Source organism: Synechococcus sp. N26 (genome assembly GCF_900473975.1).
Taxonomy (GTDB): domain Bacteria; phylum Cyanobacteriota; class Cyanobacteriia; order PCC-6307; family Cyanobiaceae; genus Parasynechococcus.
The window spans coordinates 518,228-535,337 of the sequence record NZ_UCNM01000002.1; the positions used below are offsets into that span (position 1 = coordinate 518,228).

Genomic DNA, 17,110 nt, shown 5'->3' on the forward strand with positions numbered 1-17,110 from the left:
CGGGGGATCGTCTCTTTCCTGGAGCCTGCGTGAACCTCTTGGCCAGCCCTATTGCGGTCGCCTCGGTCAGCTTTCTTCTGGCTGCGGTGACCACTATGGTGCTGGTGCCCCAAGTGCGCCGGCTGGGTTTGCGCTTTGGGTGGACTGATCAACCGGATGAGCGCAAGCAGCACATCACCCCCATGGTGAGGTTGGGGGGCATTGCCATGGTGCTGGGTTTTGCCCTGGCTTTGGCAACGGTCTGGTCTATGGGGGGCTTCGGCCTGCTGGCGCCGGCCAAGGATCAGCTGATCTGGGGCACCCTGGCCGGTTCGCTCTGTCTTTTTCTGATCGGCCTGGCCGACGACCTCTTCGCTCTCTCGCCCTGGCCGCGGCTTGCTGGACAGGTTGCCGTGGCTTGTGCGGTGTGGAGCCAGGGGGTTCGGATCGGGGCAATCGATCTCCCCTGGTTCACCGCTTCAGCCGGTCCGATTGCTCTGCCTGACAGCCTCAGCCTGCTGGCCACTGTGGTTTGGCTGGTAGGGATCACCAATGCCATCAACTGGCTGGATGGCCTTGATGGTCTTGCTGCGGGAGTGGCTGGCATTGCCGCTGTTGGGTTGGTTTCCGTCAGCTTTTCGCTGCATCAGGTGGCTGCCGGATTCCTTGCCGCAGCGCTGGCGGGCTGCTGCCTCGGCTTCCTACGCCACAACTTCAACCCCGCCCGCATCTTCATGGGGGATGGGGGCTCTTACTTCCTCGGTTTCACCCTCGCCGCCGTGAGCATCGTGGGACCCGCCAAGGGGCTCACTACGGTGAGCCTGCTGTTGCCGTTGCTGATTCTCTCGCTTCCTCTGGCCGACATGTCGGCCGTGATCATGGGCCGTCTGCGGGAAGGCCGTTCCCCCTTCTATCCCGACCGCCGTCACCTCCATCACCGCCTGTTACGCGCGGGGTTCAGTCATCGGCGCACGGTGCTGTTGATCTACGTCTTCACCCAGTGGCTTGCTGCCCTTGCCCTTGTGGTGGCCAATGCCGAGATGCGCTTCCTCTGGCTGGCTTTGGCCACGGCCATCCTCGTGGCCACGGTGGTGATCAGCCGTCGCCAGCTGCAGCATGAGCGAGCTCTGTTAAACACCAACCCCTGCTCCACCCCTGTTGATCCTGCGGCCCTTGGCGAACCGCGTGGCTGAATCGGGTGTTGAAATCCTGTGCGTGGGCACAGAGCTGTTGTTGGGGGACATCCTCAACGGCAATGCTCGATGGATTGCCGAACAGTTGGCCGGCCTGGGTCTGCCGCATTACCGCCAAACCGTAGTTGGCGACAACAAAGAGCGTTTGATCTCTGCCGTACGCGAAGCATCGCAGCGCTGCAGGGTTCTGGTGACGACAGGGGGTTTGGGCCCAACCCCCGATGACCTCACCACCGAGGCCCTGGCCGCTGCTTTCGAGACTCCCTTGGAGGAGCGGCCCGAGCTCTGGCGGGAGATCCAGCGGAAGTTATCGGCCGGTGGCCGGCCGGTTGCTCCCAGCAACCGCAGCCAGGCTTATCTGCCCCGTGGAGCGGAGGTTCTCCCCAATTCAAAGGGGTCGGCACCAGGGATGATTTGGTCTCCCCGGCCTGATTTCACGATCCTCACCTTCCCGGGTGTGCCTGCGGAGATGCGGGCGATGTGGGCGGAAACAGCCGCCCCCTGGCTACAAGCCAATGGTGGAACTTCCGGTGTGTTCGTGAGCCGTCAGCTCCGCTTCACCGGCATTGGTGAATCCGATCTGGCTCAGCGCGTTGCTGATTTGTTGGCGTCGACCAACCCAACAGTGGCTCCCTATGCCTCCCTCGGCGATGTGAAATTGCGGCTCACGGCCTGTGCACCTAGTGCCGATACCGCCGCTCAGCTGTTGGTGCCGCTGGAAGCTGAGCTGCGCCGTCGCACGGGCAACCACTGCTACGGCGTCGATGCGGACAGCCTGGCGTCGGTGGTGATCGACCTGCTCAAGCAACGGCACCACACGCTGGCGGTAGCGGAGTCCTGCACCGGTGGTGGATTGGCGGCAGCCCTGACGGCTGTTCCAGGCTCTTCGTCGGTTTTTCAGGGTGGCGTCGTTGCCTACAGCAATGCCGTTAAACAGGCATTGCTGGGGGTGTCTCCGGATCTGCTCACTGCCCATGGCGCTGTTTCACAGCCTGTGGTCGAGGCGATGGCTCGGGCAGCCCGGGAGAACCTCAATTGCGATTGGGCGATTGCCGTCAGCGGCATCGCCGGACCTGGTGGTGGCAGTGCTGAGAAGCCGGTGGGTCTGGTGCACCTGGCCTTGGCTGGTCCCGATGGCTGTGAGGCCTGGGTCCAGCATTTCGGTGAGCGGCGAGGTCGGGAGGCCATTCAGAGGATGAGTGTGATCCGCGGCTTGGACCGTCTGCGCCTTCGCTTGCTCGCTCAGGTTTAGGGTCGACGGTTCTTGCGGCTGAACTGTTGAGTGCCGGCACCCTCTACGACAAGGTGTGGGACCTGCATCGGGTGGCGGAGCTCCCCGGCGGATCCACCCAACTGTTTGTCGGTCTGCATCTGATCCATGAGGTCACCAGTCCTCAGGCCTTCTCGGCGTTGAAGGACAAGGGGCTGACGGTGCGCTGTCCTGAGCGCACGGTGGCCACGGTGGACCACATCGTGCCGACCACGTCTCAGCAACGGCCGTTCGCCGATCCGTTGGCGGAGGAGATGCTCAGCACCTTGGAGCGGAACTGCCAGGAGCACGGCATCCCTCTCAACAACATCGGCAGTGGACGGCAGGGCATCGTTCATGTGATTGCCCCCGAGCTGGGCCTGACTCAGCCAGGCATGACGGTGGCCTGCGGTGATTCTCACACCTCCACGCACGGCGCCTTCGGGGCGATTGCCTTCGGGATCGGCACCAGTCAGGTGCGCGATGTGTTGGCCAGCCAGAGCCTGGCCATGAACAAGCTCAAGGTGCGCCGGATTCAGGTGAATGGCCGTCTCGCCGAGGGCGTGTCGGCGAAGGACCTGATCCTGCATGTGATTCGCCACCTGGGTGTGAAGGGCGGCGTTGGCTACGCCTATGAGTTCGCTGGCTCTGCCATCGAGGCGTTGTCGATGGAAGAGCGGATGACCCTCTGCAACATGGCGATTGAGGGGGGCGCCCGATGCGGTTACGTCAATCCCGATCAGGTCACCTTTGACTATCTGAAAGGTCGCCCCCATGCCCCCGAGGGTGAGGCCTGGAACCGAGCTGTCGCCTGGTGGAGCTCCCTGGCCACTGATGCCAACGCAACGGTCGACGACGAGGTGGTGTTTGATGCCGCTGCGATTCCACCCACGGTGACCTGGGGCATTACCCCGGGCCAGGGACTGGGGATCGATGAAACGGTGCCAAGCCTGGATCAGCTGGATCCAGGCGAGCGTCCGATTGCTGAGGAGGCCTACCGCTATATGGATCTCCAGCCGGGAACGGCGATTGCAGGGGTCCCTGTGGATGTCTGTTTCATCGGCAGCTGTACCAATGGTCGTCTTAGCGATCTGCGTGCCGCTGCCGATGTGGCCCGGGGGCGCCAGGTGGCTGAAGGCATCAAGGCGTTTGTGGTCCCCGGTTCAGAGCAGGTGGCGAAAGCTGCTGAAGCGGAAGGGCTGGATGCGGTGTTCCGTGCCGCGGGCTTTGAGTGGCGAGAGCCCGGCTGCTCGATGTGTCTGGCGATGAATCCGGATCGGCTGGAGGGGCGTCAGATCAGCGCCAGCTCCAGCAACCGCAATTTCAAGGGTCGGCAGGGATCGGCCAGTGGCCGGACGTTGTTGATGAGTCCAGCCATGGTGGCGGCCGCTGCTGTTCACGGTCGTGTAACCGATGTCCGTACTTTGATTTCTCCGTCCGCATCGTGATGGCTCTTTTCCCCACTGGTCCGATTCAACAGGTGAGTGGAACGGCTATCGCCGTCCCCGGTGAAGACATCGACACGGATCGGATCATTCCGGCACGGTTCCTCAAATGCGTGAGTTTCGAGGCGCTGGGTGACCAGGTGTTTGCCGACGATCGCCTTGAACTCTCCGGTGAGCATCCCTTTGATCAGGTCCGTTATCAGGGGGCCTCGATACTGGTGGTGAACGGCAATTTCGGCTGTGGTTCCAGCCGTGAACATGCACCTCAGGCGTTGATGCGCTGGGGAATTCGTGCGGTGGTTGGGGTGAGTTTTGCCGAGATCTTCTACGGCAACTGCCTCGCCCTTGGCATTCCCTGTGCAACGGCGGCCCCCGAGCAGATCAAAGCCATTCAGGCGCAGGTGGATGGCGATCCGGGACGCTCCTGGAGTCTCGATCTTGCCAGTTTGCAACTGACCTCAGCCGACTCCAGTTGGCCTGTCTCGATCGATCCTGGTCCTCTGGACATGCTGCGCAGCGGTCGTTGGGATGCAACGTCCCAGCTCCTGGGCCATGGCCCTCAGGTTGCGGAATTGATGCAAACACTGCCCTACATCGACCAGTTCGCCGCAAAGTAACAGCCAAGCGCGACTCCTGTGTCTATGAAAGAGATAGGAGTTTGCATTCGGAGGTTGGATCTCAATGGCCCATTTGCTTTCGCGGTTGTTGCTGCCGTTTGTGCCCCTGTTGGTCGTTGCCGGTGTGGCTCCCGTTGGTGCCGTTCCACTTCAGGTTGATCCCCATGATCCGTTGGACCGCAGCTGTCCAGGCTGTGACCTCCGCGAGGTGGATTTCCGTCAGGCCCATCTGATCGGCGCTGATTTTCGGGGCAGTGATCTGCGCGGTGCTGATCTGCGGGACGCGAATCTGGAAGGGGCGGACCTGACCGGAGCGTTGCTCGAAGGTGCTGACCTGCGGGGAGCCAACCTCACCAATGCCGAGCTGTCAGGCGTGGATCTGCGCAATGCCGATCTACGGGAGGCTCAGGTGATCAACGCCTATGCCCCGAACGTGCGGACCTCCGGCATGCGCTATGCCGGAGCTTCACTGTTTGGTAGCGATCTGATCATCGGGGGCGGTGATTGATCAGAAGGGTCGATCCACGTTGGTGGTTTTCATCCAGTTCGTTGGGATGTAGGGCACAAACGGCACGCCTGTGCCCTTGAAGTCAAAGTCGTGGAGTCTGAATCGGAAACCGCCGATGCCTTCGTAGGGATTGACGTAGAACCCGACGTCATAGCTACGTCGTTGCCATCTAAGTTCGATATTGGAATTAATGACATTGCCGTAGTACTCGGAAGCTGGATCCACATTGACTCCAATGCCGGCATCTAGGACTAAGGGACCAGCGATCTGCTGGGTGATGCCAATGCCAAGGGTGCCCAAGTCGATAGCCTGGTCGAAATCAAAGGGGCTTGAACCATTTTTGAGTGTGGCACTACCGCTGATCGTCAGTTTTGTGTAGTCCAGGAAGGCTTTGCTGAAGGTTCCCAGGGTGAGGGTTGGCCCCACGGACAAGCTGAGCGTGCTTTGACTGGTGCCATCGCCATAGGACGACAGGAGGGTGTTGATATTGGTGTTGAACCGTAGACCTGGAACTATGGCTACCGGTGAGTAGCGGTAGGCGTCTTCAGGGTTCAAAGCGGCTGATTCCCCGCGCCAGATCGGATAAGAGCTGTTGATGGAGCCGTAGAAGTTGGCACGAAGCTTTTCGGTGAGATTGGTGTTGGTATGACTGTCCGCCTGGTAGTTGCCCACTCCGATTCGCCAGATGTAGGAGTTACTCAGCTCGCCCAAGTCGAAGGATTTTCTCTGTTCGATGAATCCACCCAGCGCTGAGTAAACATTGGTTTCGCCCAGGGAGCCATTCCAAGATCTGTAGCGGTATGCGCCAAATAATCGAGCGGTGACGTCGCCTAACCATGGCAGCTCAATATCATTTTTAATAGAGCCCCAGTAGCGGCTGCCATTAGCAAAGTTTTGCGGCTTGAAACTGCTGATGTCGGCGTTCAGGGTGATGTCCCAATCCCAGATCTGGCCCTTGAGTTCGGCTTTAAGGCCTAATAAATCTGCTGCTGTGGTGGGCTGGTCGACATCTTCACTATCGGCTGATTCACCCTCTGCCGGATAGCTACTGGTTTCGCCGTTGTTGGCGCGTTGCACCATCAATTGGGGTTCCAGTCTCAGGGTGAAATCGCGGGTCAGTTCAATTGGCTTGAGATTTCGACCAATGAAGAAGCCGTCACGATCCCTGTCGTCGAACCCAAGGATCCAACGGTTTTCCACATCTTCCTCTCCTTTTATAAGTTGTCGACGCGTTAATGGGATGGGCAATCGCTCTTCGAGGATTAGGCGGTTTCGCCGCGCAGAGATAATCATGTCGCCATTGGCTTGTTCCCGTGCGACCACGTCCTCTGCATCGATCCTTGTATGTGTCGGTGTGAAAGGGTCGTTGCTGAAGCCCATACGGTCGGCCTCCCATCCATTGTTTTTGATTAAGACCTCTGATGCCTGAACTCTCCAGCGGCTAACTCTGCCACTGAGAAGTTGTGTTTTCTCTAGGTTTTTGAGTTGAGTAGGTCGAATTGCTCCGAAGCGATTTTCATTCCTGATCGAGGAATTCGAGCGTTGGGTCAGGCTTCCAACGCGTGGTTCGATGATGAAGCTGCCTTTTAAAGCGATTTGCGAGATGCGCTGATCGATGTTGGATATTGCGTTCGCCCGCATGGCTTGCTGCTGGCCTGGCGGAATTGTTTCTTCTGTAGGTTTGCCATAACCCGAGACATTGCCTTGCGGCTCACCTCCATCTCCGAGGGCAATCGATTCGAGTCGTTCTGAAAGGGAGGAGGGCTTGACGTGCTTGTTGCGATCCGGTGCTTCACACTCCGGCAGTGGAGGCATCAAGGTGCGCTCTACCTGGTGTGTATCTTGCCCCCAGCGGTAGCGGAGCCCGAGCAAGTAGCCATTGCTCCCCCCTGAGACTCCGTTAAAGAGGCCAAAAGCTCCTGAGCGGTGGTGAATCCGACCAACGAGTGACAAGTCGGGAGATACAGCGGCTTCCACTTCGAAGCCGAGATAGTTCAGAAGCTGGCTGCTTTTCTCCCGGAAAGTTTTCTCATAGAGGCTGACATCGGTGTAAAAACTGATGCCCTCAACGACGCTGAAACTCAGCCAAGGCTGCACCCACAAGCGTGCTCCGATCCCCAAAATCCCTTCCCCAAAGCTTTGGGACGGGAGATCAGCATTGGGCTGGCTTTGGTTGTAAGCGCCACCTTGTTGTTGGTCTGCGATGTGGCTGAACAGGTCAGCCTCAAGTTCAATGGCAAGCGGGCCTGCTCGCTTGATTCGCTTCTGTAAGCCGACGCCCAGCAGGCCTTCGGGACGCATTCGACCGTCGAAAAGGAAAGTCGGGCCGAAGTCTGCATCAATCATCTGCCCGCCCCAGGCCGTTACTGCCCAGGGATGGGGATGCCAGTCGGGGACCGGAGGAAGCAGTGGTGGACAGGCCACGGTCGGCATGTCTTGACGGCCGGCTGATGTGGGTGACTCCGGTGGGGCTGATGTTGCTTGAGAGCTAGTTAATGGATTAGTGAGGGGCTCCTCGAGGTCGATGACCCCGTAAACATCATTGAGCAGTCCTTCCTGTTGAACGAGGTTGTAGCGGAAGCTTGACGCTTGAAAATATTGACTGCCGCGCCTGAAGCGGACAGCGCCGCGTGCGTAGAGCGTGCGGTAAGCCGCATCAAATTCGACCCGATCGGCGTGCAGTTCGGCGTTCCCGAGTTGAACTGAAACGTTGCCCTCGGCGACGTTGGCTTTCGACTTGGTGTCGGCGTATTGACGGTCAGCGCGAACGTTGAGGCTCGCCGCTGACGTTGCAACTTTCTCTGGCGTTGATTCAGCCGAACCGGCCGCTGCGGGCAATACGGATACTGACCCTGTGATCAGGGTTCCGGTCAATGCAAAAAAAAGGCGGAGGGCCGCCAAGGCAATACTGCTGCGGCTCATGAGCTTGACAGCTCATTTCAGAAATCATGCTCCGATAAGACCAGTGTGTGGCGCGGTCTGATCGGGAGACGGCATCAATCTTCCAGGTCTTTGCGGCTAGGGGTGCGGCTTGGATCGCTCGCAAGGAACCCGAACACGAAGATGCCGAGGAAGAAGAAGACGACCGAGTAAACGGAGATCTTGAGGGCGAGCATGGAGACCGACCGGCGTCTGTGACAAGAGCATCATCCTATGGGGCATGACAGCGTCAGCAGGGGAATGGACCCTGATCAAGTCGGTCGATCGGAGTGGATTGAAACGTTTCGCAGTCGCTCGCGTTGTGATCTGCGTGCCGGGTGGCGCCGCTCAGGCTCCGCCCAGGCTGGGTTTTTTCTCGATGAAAGCTGGGGATCAACGCACCGGCCGGACTGGGCCAAGCGCGGTCTGCTGATCTGGCCCAGGGGACGCCAATGGTTGCGTCTTGAGCAGCGATTGAGCTGGCCTGATGGTTGGAGTAACCGTGATTCCTGCCGTGCCCGGCTGGTGCTGAGCTGGTGGGCTGAGCAGATGCGTCTCTGGGTGGATGGCGTGTTGGTGCATGAGGGTGATCTGTTCGATACCGCCTGTCGCTGGCCTCTGCCTGGGCGTTGTCGTCAGGGGGCTGCCCTGGATTTTGTTCTGGAGCTCTGCAGTCCCTTGCATGACGATGGAGCCCTGATCAGCAGTCATCTCGAGCTAGAGCCGCAGTCTGCAGGCTCCGACCCCGAGGGCTTGCTGTTGCCTGCGGCCCTGGAGCTGCATCTGGCGGCGGATGGAGACCTGCCCTCGCATTGGGCTGATCTGGATCCCAGCAGTGTTGACGCGCAGGCTGCTGTTGCAACGCACCTGCATCAGGCAGAACCGCCGCGAGGGTCGTTGCATTGGCTGGGTCATGCCCATCTCGATCTGGCCTGGCTTTGGCCGGTCGCCGACACCTGGCAGGCCGCTGAACGCACCTTCCGATCAGCGCTGGCGTTGATGCGTCGCTGGCCCGAGCTGCGCTTTGCCCATTCCACGCCGGCGCTTTACGCCTGGGTGGAGCAACATCGGCCAGCTCTTTCTGCGGAGATCCAGGCGGCCAGTCGGGCCGGCCGCTGGGAACCGATCAATGGCCCCTGGGTGGAGACCGACTGTGTGTTGGTCAGCACGGCGTCGTTGTGGAATCAGTTCGCGCTCGGTCAGGACGACAGCCGCCGCCGCTTCCCGGAATGGACCCATGAACTGGCCTGGTTGCCGGACAGCTTTGGCTTCGCTGCTGGCCTGCCTGCCGTGGCGTCAGCCACCGGTGTGCGCTGGTTCTGCACCCACAAGCTGGCCTGGAATGCTGACAACCCTTTCCCCCACCGCTTGTTCCGCTGGCGCGCACGGGGACGGTCGGAACTACACAGCCTGATGCTGCCGCCGATCGGGCGCCGCGCCGATCCTTTGGAGATGCTGGACGAGCAGCGGGCCTGGCATCAGGCCACGGGGCTGGAGGCGGCGCTCTGGATTCCAGGCGTTGGTGATCACGGTGGTGGTCCTACCGAGGAGTTGCTGGAGCAGATCGAGCTCTGGGAAGGGCAAGCGGCCGCCTTGCCCACCCGTGCCGGCACGGTGAGGGAGTTCTTGACCGAGCTGGAGCAGGGCGATCAGGCCTTGCCGGTGTGGCGAGATGAACTCTTCCTGGAGTTGCACCGCGGTTGCGCCACCAGCCGTCCCGATCAGAAGCGCCACAACCGGACGCTCGAGCGGCTTTTGCGGGAGGCTGATGCAGTCTCAGCCCTGTTGGCGATCGCAGGTCGCGACAGCGGCAGCAGCGATTGGCGTCCGCTGTTGTTCCAGCAGTTTCACGACATCCTTCCGGGTACCTCGATCCCGGAGGTGTTTGACCAGGCGGAACCGGTCTGGCGCTCGGCCCGGCGCCAGGTCCGCCAGGAACGCGACCGGCGGCTGGCAAGGCTGCCGCGTCCGGAGGACACAGCAGCGGTGTGGAGTTGGTGGGGTCTGCAGCCCTTAGCGTCCTGGTCGCCTCTGGTTCGCCTTCCTGCGGGATCGTGGTCAGCGGACGCCGTTTCACTGCCGCAGCAAAACGCCGCTGCTGGTGGTACCTGGGTGCAGCTACCGCGTCAGCACGGGATTTGTTCGGTGCCGCTCCGGCGTGAACCAGGCTGGACGTCCTGCGCGGCTGAGCCCCGTCAGGCTGTGGTCATCACGCCGCTGGGGGCGGGAGCTTGGCGTGTGGGTAATGGTCTGATCGAGCTCGATGTCTCCTCGGCCGGACTGCTGGCTTTGCGGGATCGCGATGGACGGGATCAGTTGTCGTCTTCCCTGCAGTTGGAGCGCTATCGGGACCGGGACGAATTCTGGGATGCCTGGGATCTTGCGGCGGACTACCGATCTCAGCCCCTGGGTGTGCTCTGTACGGATTCCCTGGAGTGGCTCGATCAGGGCCCTCTGGTGGCGCATCTGGTGCTGCGGCGCCAGCTCGGTGCCAGTTGCATGCGTCTGGACCTGCGGCTGAAGGCCGATACGCCCTGGCTGGAGCTGATCTGCGGTATCGACTGGCGCCAGACCCATGAGTTGCTGCGTCTTGAGCTGCCGCTGGCGACCCCCGCCGTCCGCATCGCTGCCGACACCAGTGGAGGGGTGATCGAACGGCCGGCTGCACCGATGACAGCTCGGGAGCAAGCCCGTTGGGAAGTGCCTGTGATCTCCTGGTTCGCCTCGCAGTCGGCGGCTCCCGGAGGCGGGATGGCTGTGTTGCTGGACGGCCCCCAGGGTGTGGATTGGTCTTCAGACCGACTTGGCATTTCGCTGCTGCGGGGCCCGACCTGGCCAGATCCCAGCGCTGATCAGGGGTGGCATCGCCAGCGCTTGGCCCTCATGCCGTTCGCCGGCTCATGGAGCGATGCCGGTGTGTCTCAGGCGGCCATTGCCTTTCGTGAGCCCGGGTGGTGTGCGGACTTGCCGGCGGAGCAGCGTCAATGGTTTCCATCGCTGCCGCTTCCTCTCACGCCGGTGGGGTTGGAGCGCCATGCCGATGGTTGCGTGCTGAAGCTGCTCAATTCGGGATCAGCGCGCTGTCGCTGGACTCCCGGAGCGGGGTGGAGGGTCCGCAGGGAAGCCGACTTAATGGCCGCTTCTGCCGTGGTGATCACCCCAGGAGAACTCGTCTCCCTGGTGGTGGATCAGTCCTCGTGATCGTCGAACGGGTCGTCGAGTGCTTTTGATGGAGGGCCAAAGGCCTGATACACGCCAAATCCGGTGAGTCCGAACAAAACGGCGAGCACGCCAATGGCGACGGACAGAGCTGGGGACGACGTTTCCATCACATCTCTCGACAGGATCAACCCCGAACCGGAGTTGGCCCCTACAGTATCGAGACTTCAAACCACCCGAGACCCGGCGTCGCCATGGCACAACGCACCCGTCTGGGAGACCTTCTCCGCCCACTGAACTCCGAGTACGGCAAGGTGGTTCCCGGATGGGGCACCACTCCCGTGATGGGCATCTTCATGGTGCTGTTCCTGGTGTTTCTGCTGGTGATTCTTCAGCTGTACAACAAGTCCCTCATCCTCGAGGGCATCAACGTGAACTGGAACGGCCTCGGCTGATCTGCACCCATGAACATCTTTGGCGTCGGTCTCCCCGAAATGGCGGTTATCGGCGCCGTTGCCTTGCTGGTTTTCGGGCCGAAACGCCTGCCTGAGCTTGGTCGGACTCTTGGTAAAACCCTGAAGGGCTTCCAATCCGCGTCCAAGGAATTCGAACGCGAGATCAACAAAGCCATGGCTGAACCGGAAGTTTCCGGTGAGGCTGCGAAGCCGGTTGAAGAACTTCCCCCCAGCGACTGAGTCGTTCCAGCGGTATGACCACTGATCTCAAGCTGGTGGTGGGTTTGGGAAATCCGGGTGCGAAATACGCCGGCACCCGTCACAACATCGGCTTCATGGCCCTCGAGCTTTTGGGTGAGCGCTCTGGGTTCAGTTTTCGTCAGCAAGCCAAGTTGCACGGTCTTGCAGCCGATACAGGGGTTGGCGAGCAGCGGCTGCGCTTGCTGATGCCTCAGACCTACATGAATGACAGCGGTCGTGCCATTCGTGCGGCTCTCGATTGGTTCGGCCTGGAGCCTCACCAATTGCTGGTGCTGGTGGACGACATGGATCTTCCGCTGGGTCGTTTGCGGTTGCGGGCCCAGGGCAGTGCCGGCGGGCACAACGGTTTGCGCAGCACCATTCAGCACCTCGGGACCCAGGCGTTTCCCAGGCTGCGGATCGGCATTGGTGCGCCGGCTGAGAACCCTGCCGAACGCCGCGCCCGAACGGTGTCCCATGTTCTTGGTCCGTTCAGCAAAGCGGAGCAACCCTGTGTCGGCGCTGTTCTCGATGCTGTTCTGGATGGGATTCAACGTCTTCAGCACCAGAGCTTTGAGCGCGCTGGAACCTGGATCAACGGCTTCCGCTATGACCTGGAGTCGGTCGACTGATGCCGGCACTTCCGGCGACAACGGCCCATTTGCGAGTGCTCCGCCAGTGCTTTCAAGCCAAGTGCGTGGAGGGTGAAGTCTCTGCTGGAGGCTTTGAGTGGCAGTTTTCCTGGGCCTTTGATCGCGGTGAACTGGTGGTGGAGCCTTCCCTTGGACGTGCCCTTATCGAGGATGCCCTGCGGCGGTTTCTGGTGCGTTCTGATTACAGGCTGGAACCGGGGGGTGATTACACCTTCATGGTCCGGGCCAGGTTCTGAGCGAGAACGTCGGAGCAGGCTCAGGCCATCTCAGGCGGCATTGCAGGTGCTCCTCAAGCATCACCAAAGCTGCAACAGCATCCAGATCCACCGGTGGAATGCGCAGTCCTGCCGGCAGCATCCGTCGCCAACCTCGAGCCGGCCATAGCGCCCAGTAACGCTGTCTCGCCCTCAGGGTTGTTCCCTGCTCCGGAACCACGGTGAGATGGCCCAGCCGTTCCAGTCGCTGGATCCAGGCTCGGCTTCCCGTGCCATCGCCGATCAGGATGCGATCGAGAGCTTGGTCTTGACTCCAGTGCTCCAACCAGGGTTCGACGGCCTCCGGGGCCAGCACATGCCCTTCGCGCACCAGGCCGAGCTGAAGATCGGCCAGCACAAGACCACATTTGCAGCGGCCTGGATCGAGGACGGCCACCCGTTTCATGGGGAGGCCTGAATGGAGACGACGACGGGATCGGCACTGTCGCTGACCCCTGCGGAAATCACGTCCAAGACCACGCTTTGGCTCGGTCCTTCCATCAGGGTCTGGGCCAGTTGGGAGAGGGCTGATCCATCGAATTGAAGGCCCTCGGTCAGGGACCCCCGCCGCTGCACCTCGGCATAGGCCGAGGCCAAGAGAAGGTTCAGCCGTGTGCGAATGCCCTCTGGAGTGCGTTCATTCGGTTGGAGTGTGGTGGTGGCCAGCACATCTCCGCGTTGGGTCACCGGTCGGTTCGGACGCACTTCTGGGAAGGCATACACCGCTGTTTCACCCCGCAGCACATTGGTGGCTGAGCGCAGCGAGATCACCCAGGTCTCCGGTTTGCGGATGATGCTTTGCAGGCGTTCCACATCGCTGCGCGGAACGCGGATTAACTGGCGTTCTGGTGCTTCGCCAGGTCGCACTTTCCCGTAGGCGTTGAGATTGGCCTCCTGCAACAGCCTGTCGACAGCCTGTTTGGCCTGGTCCGGAGCATCGAGTCGAACCGTTGCTCTTGCCAAGGTCTGTCCGCTGCTGATCACCACCGATCCACGCCGCAAGGCGACCAGATTGCGTTCCAGTTCTTTGAGTTCCTGCTCACCGGCACGGATGCGGCTGCGAACGCTGTTGAGTTCGGCTTCCGTGCGCTGGATGTCCGCATCGCGGGAGGCGATGTCCTGGCTTAGACGTTCACGTTCGGCTTCGAGTTGGGCCAGCTCCTTCTGAAGAGGAGCCAGTTCGAGGCGCAGGGTGTTGGCCCGTTGCTGTGATTGCTCGAGCTCAATGGCGATCCGTTTGGTTTCCGTTTGGGTCTTGTCCCGTTCCCGCTCGGCTGCCTTCAGCTGCTGACGGCTGTCTTGGAGTTTCTCCTGCAGGGCATCCAGTTCAAACAGGCCCACCCGCAACTGCCGGCTCACCAGAAGCATCAGGCCAAGTGAGAGTGCGCTGATCAGGCTGCCGGTCAACACCGTGATCAAAACGGCGGTGCGCCGTGGGCGCATGCTGAACAAACTCAGTCGCGCTTTGCCGACGCGGCTGCCCAAGCGGTCGCCCAGGGTCGACAGCACGCCCCCGAGCACCAACAGAACCAGAATCAGTGCCCAGCCGCTCATCGCTGCACAAGTCGGGCGATGGCAGGCCTAGCTGAAGCGTTTGGCCAGCGCGATCGGATCCAGAACGGTGATTTTCTTGCGGTCAATCTGAACCAGACCGGATTGACGCAAGTCTCCCAGCAGACGCGTGATTGTGACGCGTGTTGAGCCAATTGCTTCAGCGATGGCCTGATGGGACAGGCGCAGGTCGATGGTGATGCCCAGCTCATCTGCCACGCCGAAGTCCCTGCAAAGCACCAGCAGGAAGCTCACCAGTCGGGATGACATGTCCCGATGGGTGAGGGTTTCAATCATCGTCTCGGTCTGCAGAATCCGGCTGGAGAGACCCTGAAGCAAGCGCAGGCCAACGCTGGTGTCTGCTTCGATTGCGGCCTTCACGGAGGTCGCTGGTGCCGTCACCATTTCGACCCGGGTGAAGGCCACAGCGTGATAGAAGCGGTCGGACCGTTGGCCTGTCAGCAGTGACAGCACCCCGAAGAGGCTGTTCTCGCGGAGCAGGGCCACGGTGATCTCTTCTCCCGATTCGTAGACGCGGGACAGACGAACGGCCCCCCGGCGGATCAGATACACCCGTTCTGCGGGATCTCCAGGGAAAAAGATGGTCTTGTTGCGATCCACCAGTTCACTGCTGGCGCCATCGAGATCCCGGATGATCTCCAGCAGAGAACGGTTGGCGGGCTCTGTGCTGGGAGCTGGAGCCACCATCTTCGGGGCGTATCGGCTGAAACCTCGGCTACTGGTCATGACAACCCCCTGGTGTGGCGAAGTTACGGAGCCGGCGGTGGCCGCCGTGTAGCGGTTATTACGTAACGCTGCTGTGCTCGTTGAAGGCCTGGCGTTGCGCCTGCATCAGGGATGTCAATCCCGGCTCTGCTAAATCCAGCAGCTCATTGAGTTGGCTGCGACTGAAGGGCGCACCCTCCGCAGTTCCCTGGATTTCCAGCAGACGGCCATCGCCGGACTGCACAACGTTCAGGTCCACCTCGGCTCGGCTGTCTTCGCTGTAGTCCAGATCCAGCAAGGCCTGGCCATCAACCAAGCCAACGGATACAGCCGCCACCTGATCGATCAGGGGCGATTGCTCCAGCACTCCCTGGTCCACCAGGGATCGGCAGGCTTGGTCCAGGGCGAGCCAAGCCCCGGTGATCGAGGCCGTCCGGGTGCCGGCGTCCGCTTGGATCACGTCGCAGTCGATCAGCAAGGTGCGCTCCCCTAGACGCTCCATGTCGATCACGGCGCGCAGGCTTCGGCCGATCAGCCGCTGAATTTCCTGGGTGCGACCCGAGAGTTTCATCAGCTCCCGTGATTGCCGCTGTGGGGTGGATCCGGGCAGCAACCGGTATTCGGCGCTGAGCCATCCCAATCCTTCTCCCTTGCGCCAGCGGGGAACCTTGTCCTCCAAGCAAACGCTGCAGAGAACAGCGGTTCGGCCGGTGTGAACCACAAGGGAGCTCAAGGCAAACCCCATGGGATTCCAGGTCACCGAGAACGGTCGCAACTGCTGCGGGCGACGGTCATCAGTGCGTTGTTCAGGGGATTGGCTCATCGGTGGTGTGCAGTTTGTCAAGCCTCGCAGGCGGTTGGTTCTCGCCCTGTCCAAACACCATGGGTGGTGTCAATCCCCTTGTGGAATGTGATCTCGCCGCTACATTCAAGGTCTTGCCGGGGTCGCCCGGACAGATGCTTCCGTGATGACCACAAGCCTCGCCGACCCCCAATCCTTCCAAAATTCCCTGGATCGGGATCAGCAGGCCTTGCAACGGGCAGGCCTGAGGCCCTTGCCTGCCGTCTCTGATCCGCCACCCCTACATCTGGTGGCTCCCGAAGGGCAGCTTCAAGTGCATACGGCGCCTTATCGAGGCAGTTTCGCCAGTGTTCTCAGCCAGGCCATGCGAGCTGCCGGCTTGGGCAGTCGTGTTCTGATCAGTCAGTTCCTCAAAGGGGGCGTGCAGCAGGGACCGGCCGGCCGGGTGCAGCTCTGCGGAGGCCTCGTCTGGCTGCGGCCGGATGTGCCCCTCTGCCTTTCCTCGCCGGGGCATCCCGGTGGTGCGGAGGCGGTGGCTGAGGTTTGGTCCATCTGCCGTCAGCATCTGATCCAGGGAGATCTCGACCAGCTGGTGTTGGATGAACTCGGCCTTGCCGTGGCCTTCGGATACCTGGATGAAGCGGACGTGATTGCAGCCCTTGAGCAGCGGCCCGCTTCGATGGATGTGATCATCACTGGACCTGCAATCCCCGCCGGTGTGGTGGAGATGGCAGATCAAGTCACGGAGTTGCGCCGAGGTTTCTGATGCTCAAGTGCGATCGCTGGATCACTGAACAGGCCGGGCAGGGAATGATCGAGCCATTCCAGAGCGGTTTGGTCCGTCACCTGGAGCCGGAGCAGAAGCTGCGGCCAGTGCTGAGTTTTGGTTGCTCCTCCTACGGCTACGACCTACGCCTTTCTCCCCAGGAATTTCTGATCTTCCGGCATGTTCCAGGCACGGTAATGAACCCCAAGCGGTTCAACCCGGCCAACCTCGAACCCACTCCCCTTCATGAGGATGAAGACGGGCGATATTTCATTCTCCCGGCCCATTCCTATGGCCTCGGTGTGGCCTTAGAGAAGTTGAGGGTTCCCCCCAACATCACCGTGATCTGTTTGGGCAAGAGCACCTATGCCCGCCTTGGAATCATCGTGAACACCACCCCGGCAGAAGCGAGCTGGGAGGGTCACCTCACCCTTGAATTCAGCAACAGTTCTGGTGCTGACTGCCGCATCTATGCCGATGAGGGCATCTGTCAGCTGCTGTTTTTTGAGGGTGATCCCTGCTCGACCACCTACAGCGATCGACAAGGCAAGTACCAGCACCAACCGGAACGGGTGACGCTGGCCAAGGTCTAGT

19 protein-coding genes are annotated in these 17,110 nt (G+C 61.0%); 12 read left to right on the forward strand and 7 right to left on the reverse strand.

Annotated elements, in window-relative coordinates; genetic code table 11:
- The first annotated feature begins 29 nt into the window (after window positions 1–29).
- The 5 genes from DXY33_RS02595 to DXY33_RS02615 all read left to right on the forward strand — a co-directional run bounded on the left by DXY33_RS02595 (window position 30) and on the right by DXY33_RS02615 (window position 4,991).
- Window positions 30–1,172 (forward strand): glycosyltransferase family 4 protein, encoded by a 1,143-nt coding sequence (locus DXY33_RS02595; protein ID WP_115131603.1) that lies wholly within the window; start codon window positions 30–32, stop codon window positions 1,170–1,172.
- The gene (locus DXY33_RS02600; RefSeq protein ID WP_115131674.1) at window positions 1,165–2,424 is read left to right on the forward strand and encodes a competence/damage-inducible protein A; all 1,260 of its coding nucleotides are present in this window, start codon (window positions 1,165–1,167) and stop codon (window positions 2,422–2,424) included. Before DXY33_RS02595 ends, DXY33_RS02600 begins: the two co-directional genes overlap by 8 nt.
- A 26-nt stretch (window positions 2,425–2,450) precedes the next feature.
- Entirely contained in the window at window positions 2,451–3,869 is a 1,419-nt protein-coding gene (gene leuC, locus DXY33_RS02605) for a 3-isopropylmalate dehydratase large subunit (RefSeq protein ID WP_115131604.1), read from the forward strand.
- Window positions 3,869–4,483 (forward strand): 3-isopropylmalate dehydratase small subunit, encoded by a 615-nt coding sequence (leuD, locus tag DXY33_RS02610; protein ID WP_115131605.1) that lies wholly within the window; start codon window positions 3,869–3,871, stop codon window positions 4,481–4,483. The genes leuC and leuD overlap by 1 nt, the downstream gene beginning before the upstream one ends.
- 64 nt (window positions 4,484–4,547) lie before the next feature.
- Window positions 4,548–4,991: a pentapeptide repeat-containing protein gene (locus DXY33_RS02615; RefSeq protein ID WP_115131606.1), complete on the forward strand. Its 444-nt coding sequence runs from the start codon at window positions 4,548–4,550 to the stop codon at window positions 4,989–4,991.
- Here DXY33_RS02615 and DXY33_RS02620 read toward each other — a convergent pair whose 3' ends face one another.
- Window positions 4,992–7,913 carry a DUF3769 domain-containing protein gene (locus DXY33_RS02620; protein ID WP_115131607.1) on the reverse strand — a complete coding sequence of 974 codons (2,922 nt, stop codon included), beginning with the start codon at window positions 7,911–7,913 and terminating at the stop codon, window positions 4,992–4,994.
- A 74-nt stretch (window positions 7,914–7,987) separates the two neighbouring features.
- The gene (locus DXY33_RS02625) at window positions 7,988–8,107 is read right to left on the reverse strand and encodes a photosystem II reaction center protein I (protein WP_006042333.1); all 120 of its coding nucleotides are present in this window, start codon (window positions 8,105–8,107) and stop codon (window positions 7,988–7,990) included.
- A gap of 64 nt (window positions 8,108–8,171) precedes the next feature.
- On the opposite strand from DXY33_RS02625, the gene DXY33_RS02630 reads away from it, so the two are divergent.
- On the forward strand, window positions 8,172–11,111 hold the full coding sequence (locus tag DXY33_RS02630) for a glycoside hydrolase family 38 C-terminal domain-containing protein (RefSeq protein WP_115131608.1): 2,940 nt from the start codon (window positions 8,172–8,174) through the stop codon (window positions 11,109–11,111).
- On the opposite strand, the gene psbN is transcribed toward DXY33_RS02630, so the two are convergent.
- A complete protein-coding gene (gene psbN, locus DXY33_RS02635; protein ID WP_011363291.1) occupies window positions 11,099–11,239 on the reverse strand; it encodes a photosystem II reaction center protein PsbN in 141 nt (46 codons plus the stop codon). The two genes, DXY33_RS02630 and psbN, sit on opposite strands and share 13 nt — an antisense overlap.
- An 84-nt stretch (window positions 11,240–11,323) precedes the next feature.
- Here psbN and psbH point away from each other — a divergent pair, with 84 nt between their 5' ends.
- The 4 genes from psbH to DXY33_RS02655 are packed head-to-tail and all read left to right on the forward strand — an operon-like array spanning window position 11,324 to window position 12,653.
- Entirely contained in the window at window positions 11,324–11,524 is a 201-nt protein-coding gene (psbH, locus tag DXY33_RS02640) for a photosystem II reaction center phosphoprotein PsbH (RefSeq protein ID WP_006849996.1), read from the forward strand.
- 9 nt (window positions 11,525–11,533) lie between these two features.
- On the forward strand, window positions 11,534–11,764 hold the full coding sequence (locus tag DXY33_RS02645) for a TatA/E family twin arginine-targeting protein translocase (protein ID WP_115131609.1): 231 nt from the start codon (window positions 11,534–11,536) through the stop codon (window positions 11,762–11,764).
- Window positions 11,765–11,778: 14 nt separating this feature from the next.
- Window positions 11,779–12,396 carry an aminoacyl-tRNA hydrolase gene (gene pth, locus DXY33_RS02650; protein WP_114988134.1) on the forward strand — a complete coding sequence of 206 codons (618 nt, stop codon included), beginning with the start codon at window positions 11,779–11,781 and terminating at the stop codon, window positions 12,394–12,396.
- A complete protein-coding gene (locus tag DXY33_RS02655) occupies window positions 12,396–12,653 on the forward strand; it encodes a DUF3146 family protein (protein WP_011363294.1) in 258 nt (85 codons plus the stop codon). The genes pth and DXY33_RS02655 overlap by 1 nt, the downstream gene beginning before the upstream one ends.
- Here DXY33_RS02655 and DXY33_RS02660 read toward each other — a convergent pair.
- Genes DXY33_RS02660 through rph form a run of 4 tightly spaced genes read right to left on the reverse strand, consistent with a single transcriptional unit; the run spans window position 12,631 to window position 15,771 of the window.
- Complete coding sequence (locus DXY33_RS02660; RefSeq protein WP_115131610.1) at window positions 12,631–13,077, reverse strand: resolvase; 447 nt, start codon at window positions 13,075–13,077, stop codon at window positions 12,631–12,633. The two genes, DXY33_RS02655 and DXY33_RS02660, sit on opposite strands and share 23 nt — an antisense overlap.
- Complete coding sequence (locus DXY33_RS02665; protein ID WP_115131611.1) at window positions 13,074–14,225, reverse strand: DUF3084 domain-containing protein; 1,152 nt, start codon at window positions 14,223–14,225, stop codon at window positions 13,074–13,076. Before DXY33_RS02665 ends, DXY33_RS02660 begins: the two co-directional genes overlap by 4 nt.
- A 27-nt stretch (window positions 14,226–14,252) precedes the next feature.
- Window positions 14,253–14,969 carry a global nitrogen regulator NtcA gene (ntcA, locus tag DXY33_RS02670; protein WP_115131612.1) on the reverse strand — a complete coding sequence of 239 codons (717 nt, stop codon included), beginning with the start codon at window positions 14,967–14,969 and terminating at the stop codon, window positions 14,253–14,255.
- Between the two features lie 58 nt (window positions 14,970–15,027).
- Window positions 15,028–15,771, reverse strand: coding sequence for a ribonuclease PH (rph, locus tag DXY33_RS02675; RefSeq protein WP_115131613.1), 744 nt, complete (start codon window positions 15,769–15,771; stop codon window positions 15,028–15,030).
- Window positions 15,772–15,916: 145 nt separating this feature from the next.
- Here rph and DXY33_RS02680 point away from each other — a divergent pair, with 145 nt between their 5' ends.
- A complete protein-coding gene (locus DXY33_RS02680; protein WP_115131675.1) occupies window positions 15,917–16,516 on the forward strand; it encodes a cob(I)yrinic acid a,c-diamide adenosyltransferase in 600 nt (199 codons plus the stop codon).
- Complete coding sequence (dcd, locus tag DXY33_RS02685; protein WP_006849961.1) at window positions 16,516–17,109, forward strand: dCTP deaminase; 594 nt, start codon at window positions 16,516–16,518, stop codon at window positions 17,107–17,109. Before DXY33_RS02680 ends, dcd begins: the two co-directional genes overlap by 1 nt.
- Window position 17,110 lies beyond the last annotated feature (1 nt).

Coding starts and splice junctions, on each gene's coding strand:
- psbH (WP_006849996.1), top strand. CDS start 11,324: ATGGCACAACGCACCCGTCTGGGAGACCTTCTCCGCCCACTGAACTCC.
- DXY33_RS02665 (WP_115131611.1), bottom strand. CDS start 14,225: ATGAGCGGCTGGGCACTGATTCTGGTTCTGTTGGTGCTCGGGGGCGTG.
- ntcA (WP_115131612.1), bottom strand. CDS start 14,969: ATGACCAGTAGCCGAGGTTTCAGCCGATACGCCCCGAAGATGGTGGCT.
- DXY33_RS02660 (WP_115131610.1), bottom strand. CDS start 13,077: ATGAAACGGGTGGCCGTCCTCGATCCAGGCCGCTGCAAATGTGGTCTT.
- leuD (WP_115131605.1), top strand. CDS start 3,869: ATGGCTCTTTTCCCCACTGGTCCGATTCAACAGGTGAGTGGAACGGCT.
- DXY33_RS02620 (WP_115131607.1), bottom strand. CDS start 7,913: ATGAGCCGCAGCAGTATTGCCTTGGCGGCCCTCCGCCTTTTTTTTGCA.
- DXY33_RS02655 (WP_011363294.1), top strand. CDS start 12,396: ATGCCGGCACTTCCGGCGACAACGGCCCATTTGCGAGTGCTCCGCCAG.
- rph (WP_115131613.1), bottom strand. CDS start 15,771: ATGAGCCAATCCCCTGAACAACGCACTGATGACCGTCGCCCGCAGCAG.
- DXY33_RS02680 (WP_115131675.1), top strand. CDS start 15,917: ATGACCACAAGCCTCGCCGACCCCCAATCCTTCCAAAATTCCCTGGAT.
- DXY33_RS02645 (WP_115131609.1), top strand. CDS start 11,534: ATGAACATCTTTGGCGTCGGTCTCCCCGAAATGGCGGTTATCGGCGCC.
- DXY33_RS02630 (WP_115131608.1), top strand. CDS start 8,172: ATGGACCCTGATCAAGTCGGTCGATCGGAGTGGATTGAAACGTTTCGC.
- dcd (WP_006849961.1), top strand. CDS start 16,516: ATGCTCAAGTGCGATCGCTGGATCACTGAACAGGCCGGGCAGGGAATG.
- pth (WP_114988134.1), top strand. CDS start 11,779: ATGACCACTGATCTCAAGCTGGTGGTGGGTTTGGGAAATCCGGGTGCG.
- DXY33_RS02615 (WP_115131606.1), top strand. CDS start 4,548: ATGGCCCATTTGCTTTCGCGGTTGTTGCTGCCGTTTGTGCCCCTGTTG.
- psbN (WP_011363291.1), bottom strand. CDS start 11,239: ATGGAAACGTCGTCCCCAGCTCTGTCCGTCGCCATTGGCGTGCTCGCC.
- DXY33_RS02625 (WP_006042333.1), bottom strand. CDS start 8,107: ATGCTCGCCCTCAAGATCTCCGTTTACTCGGTCGTCTTCTTCTTCCTC.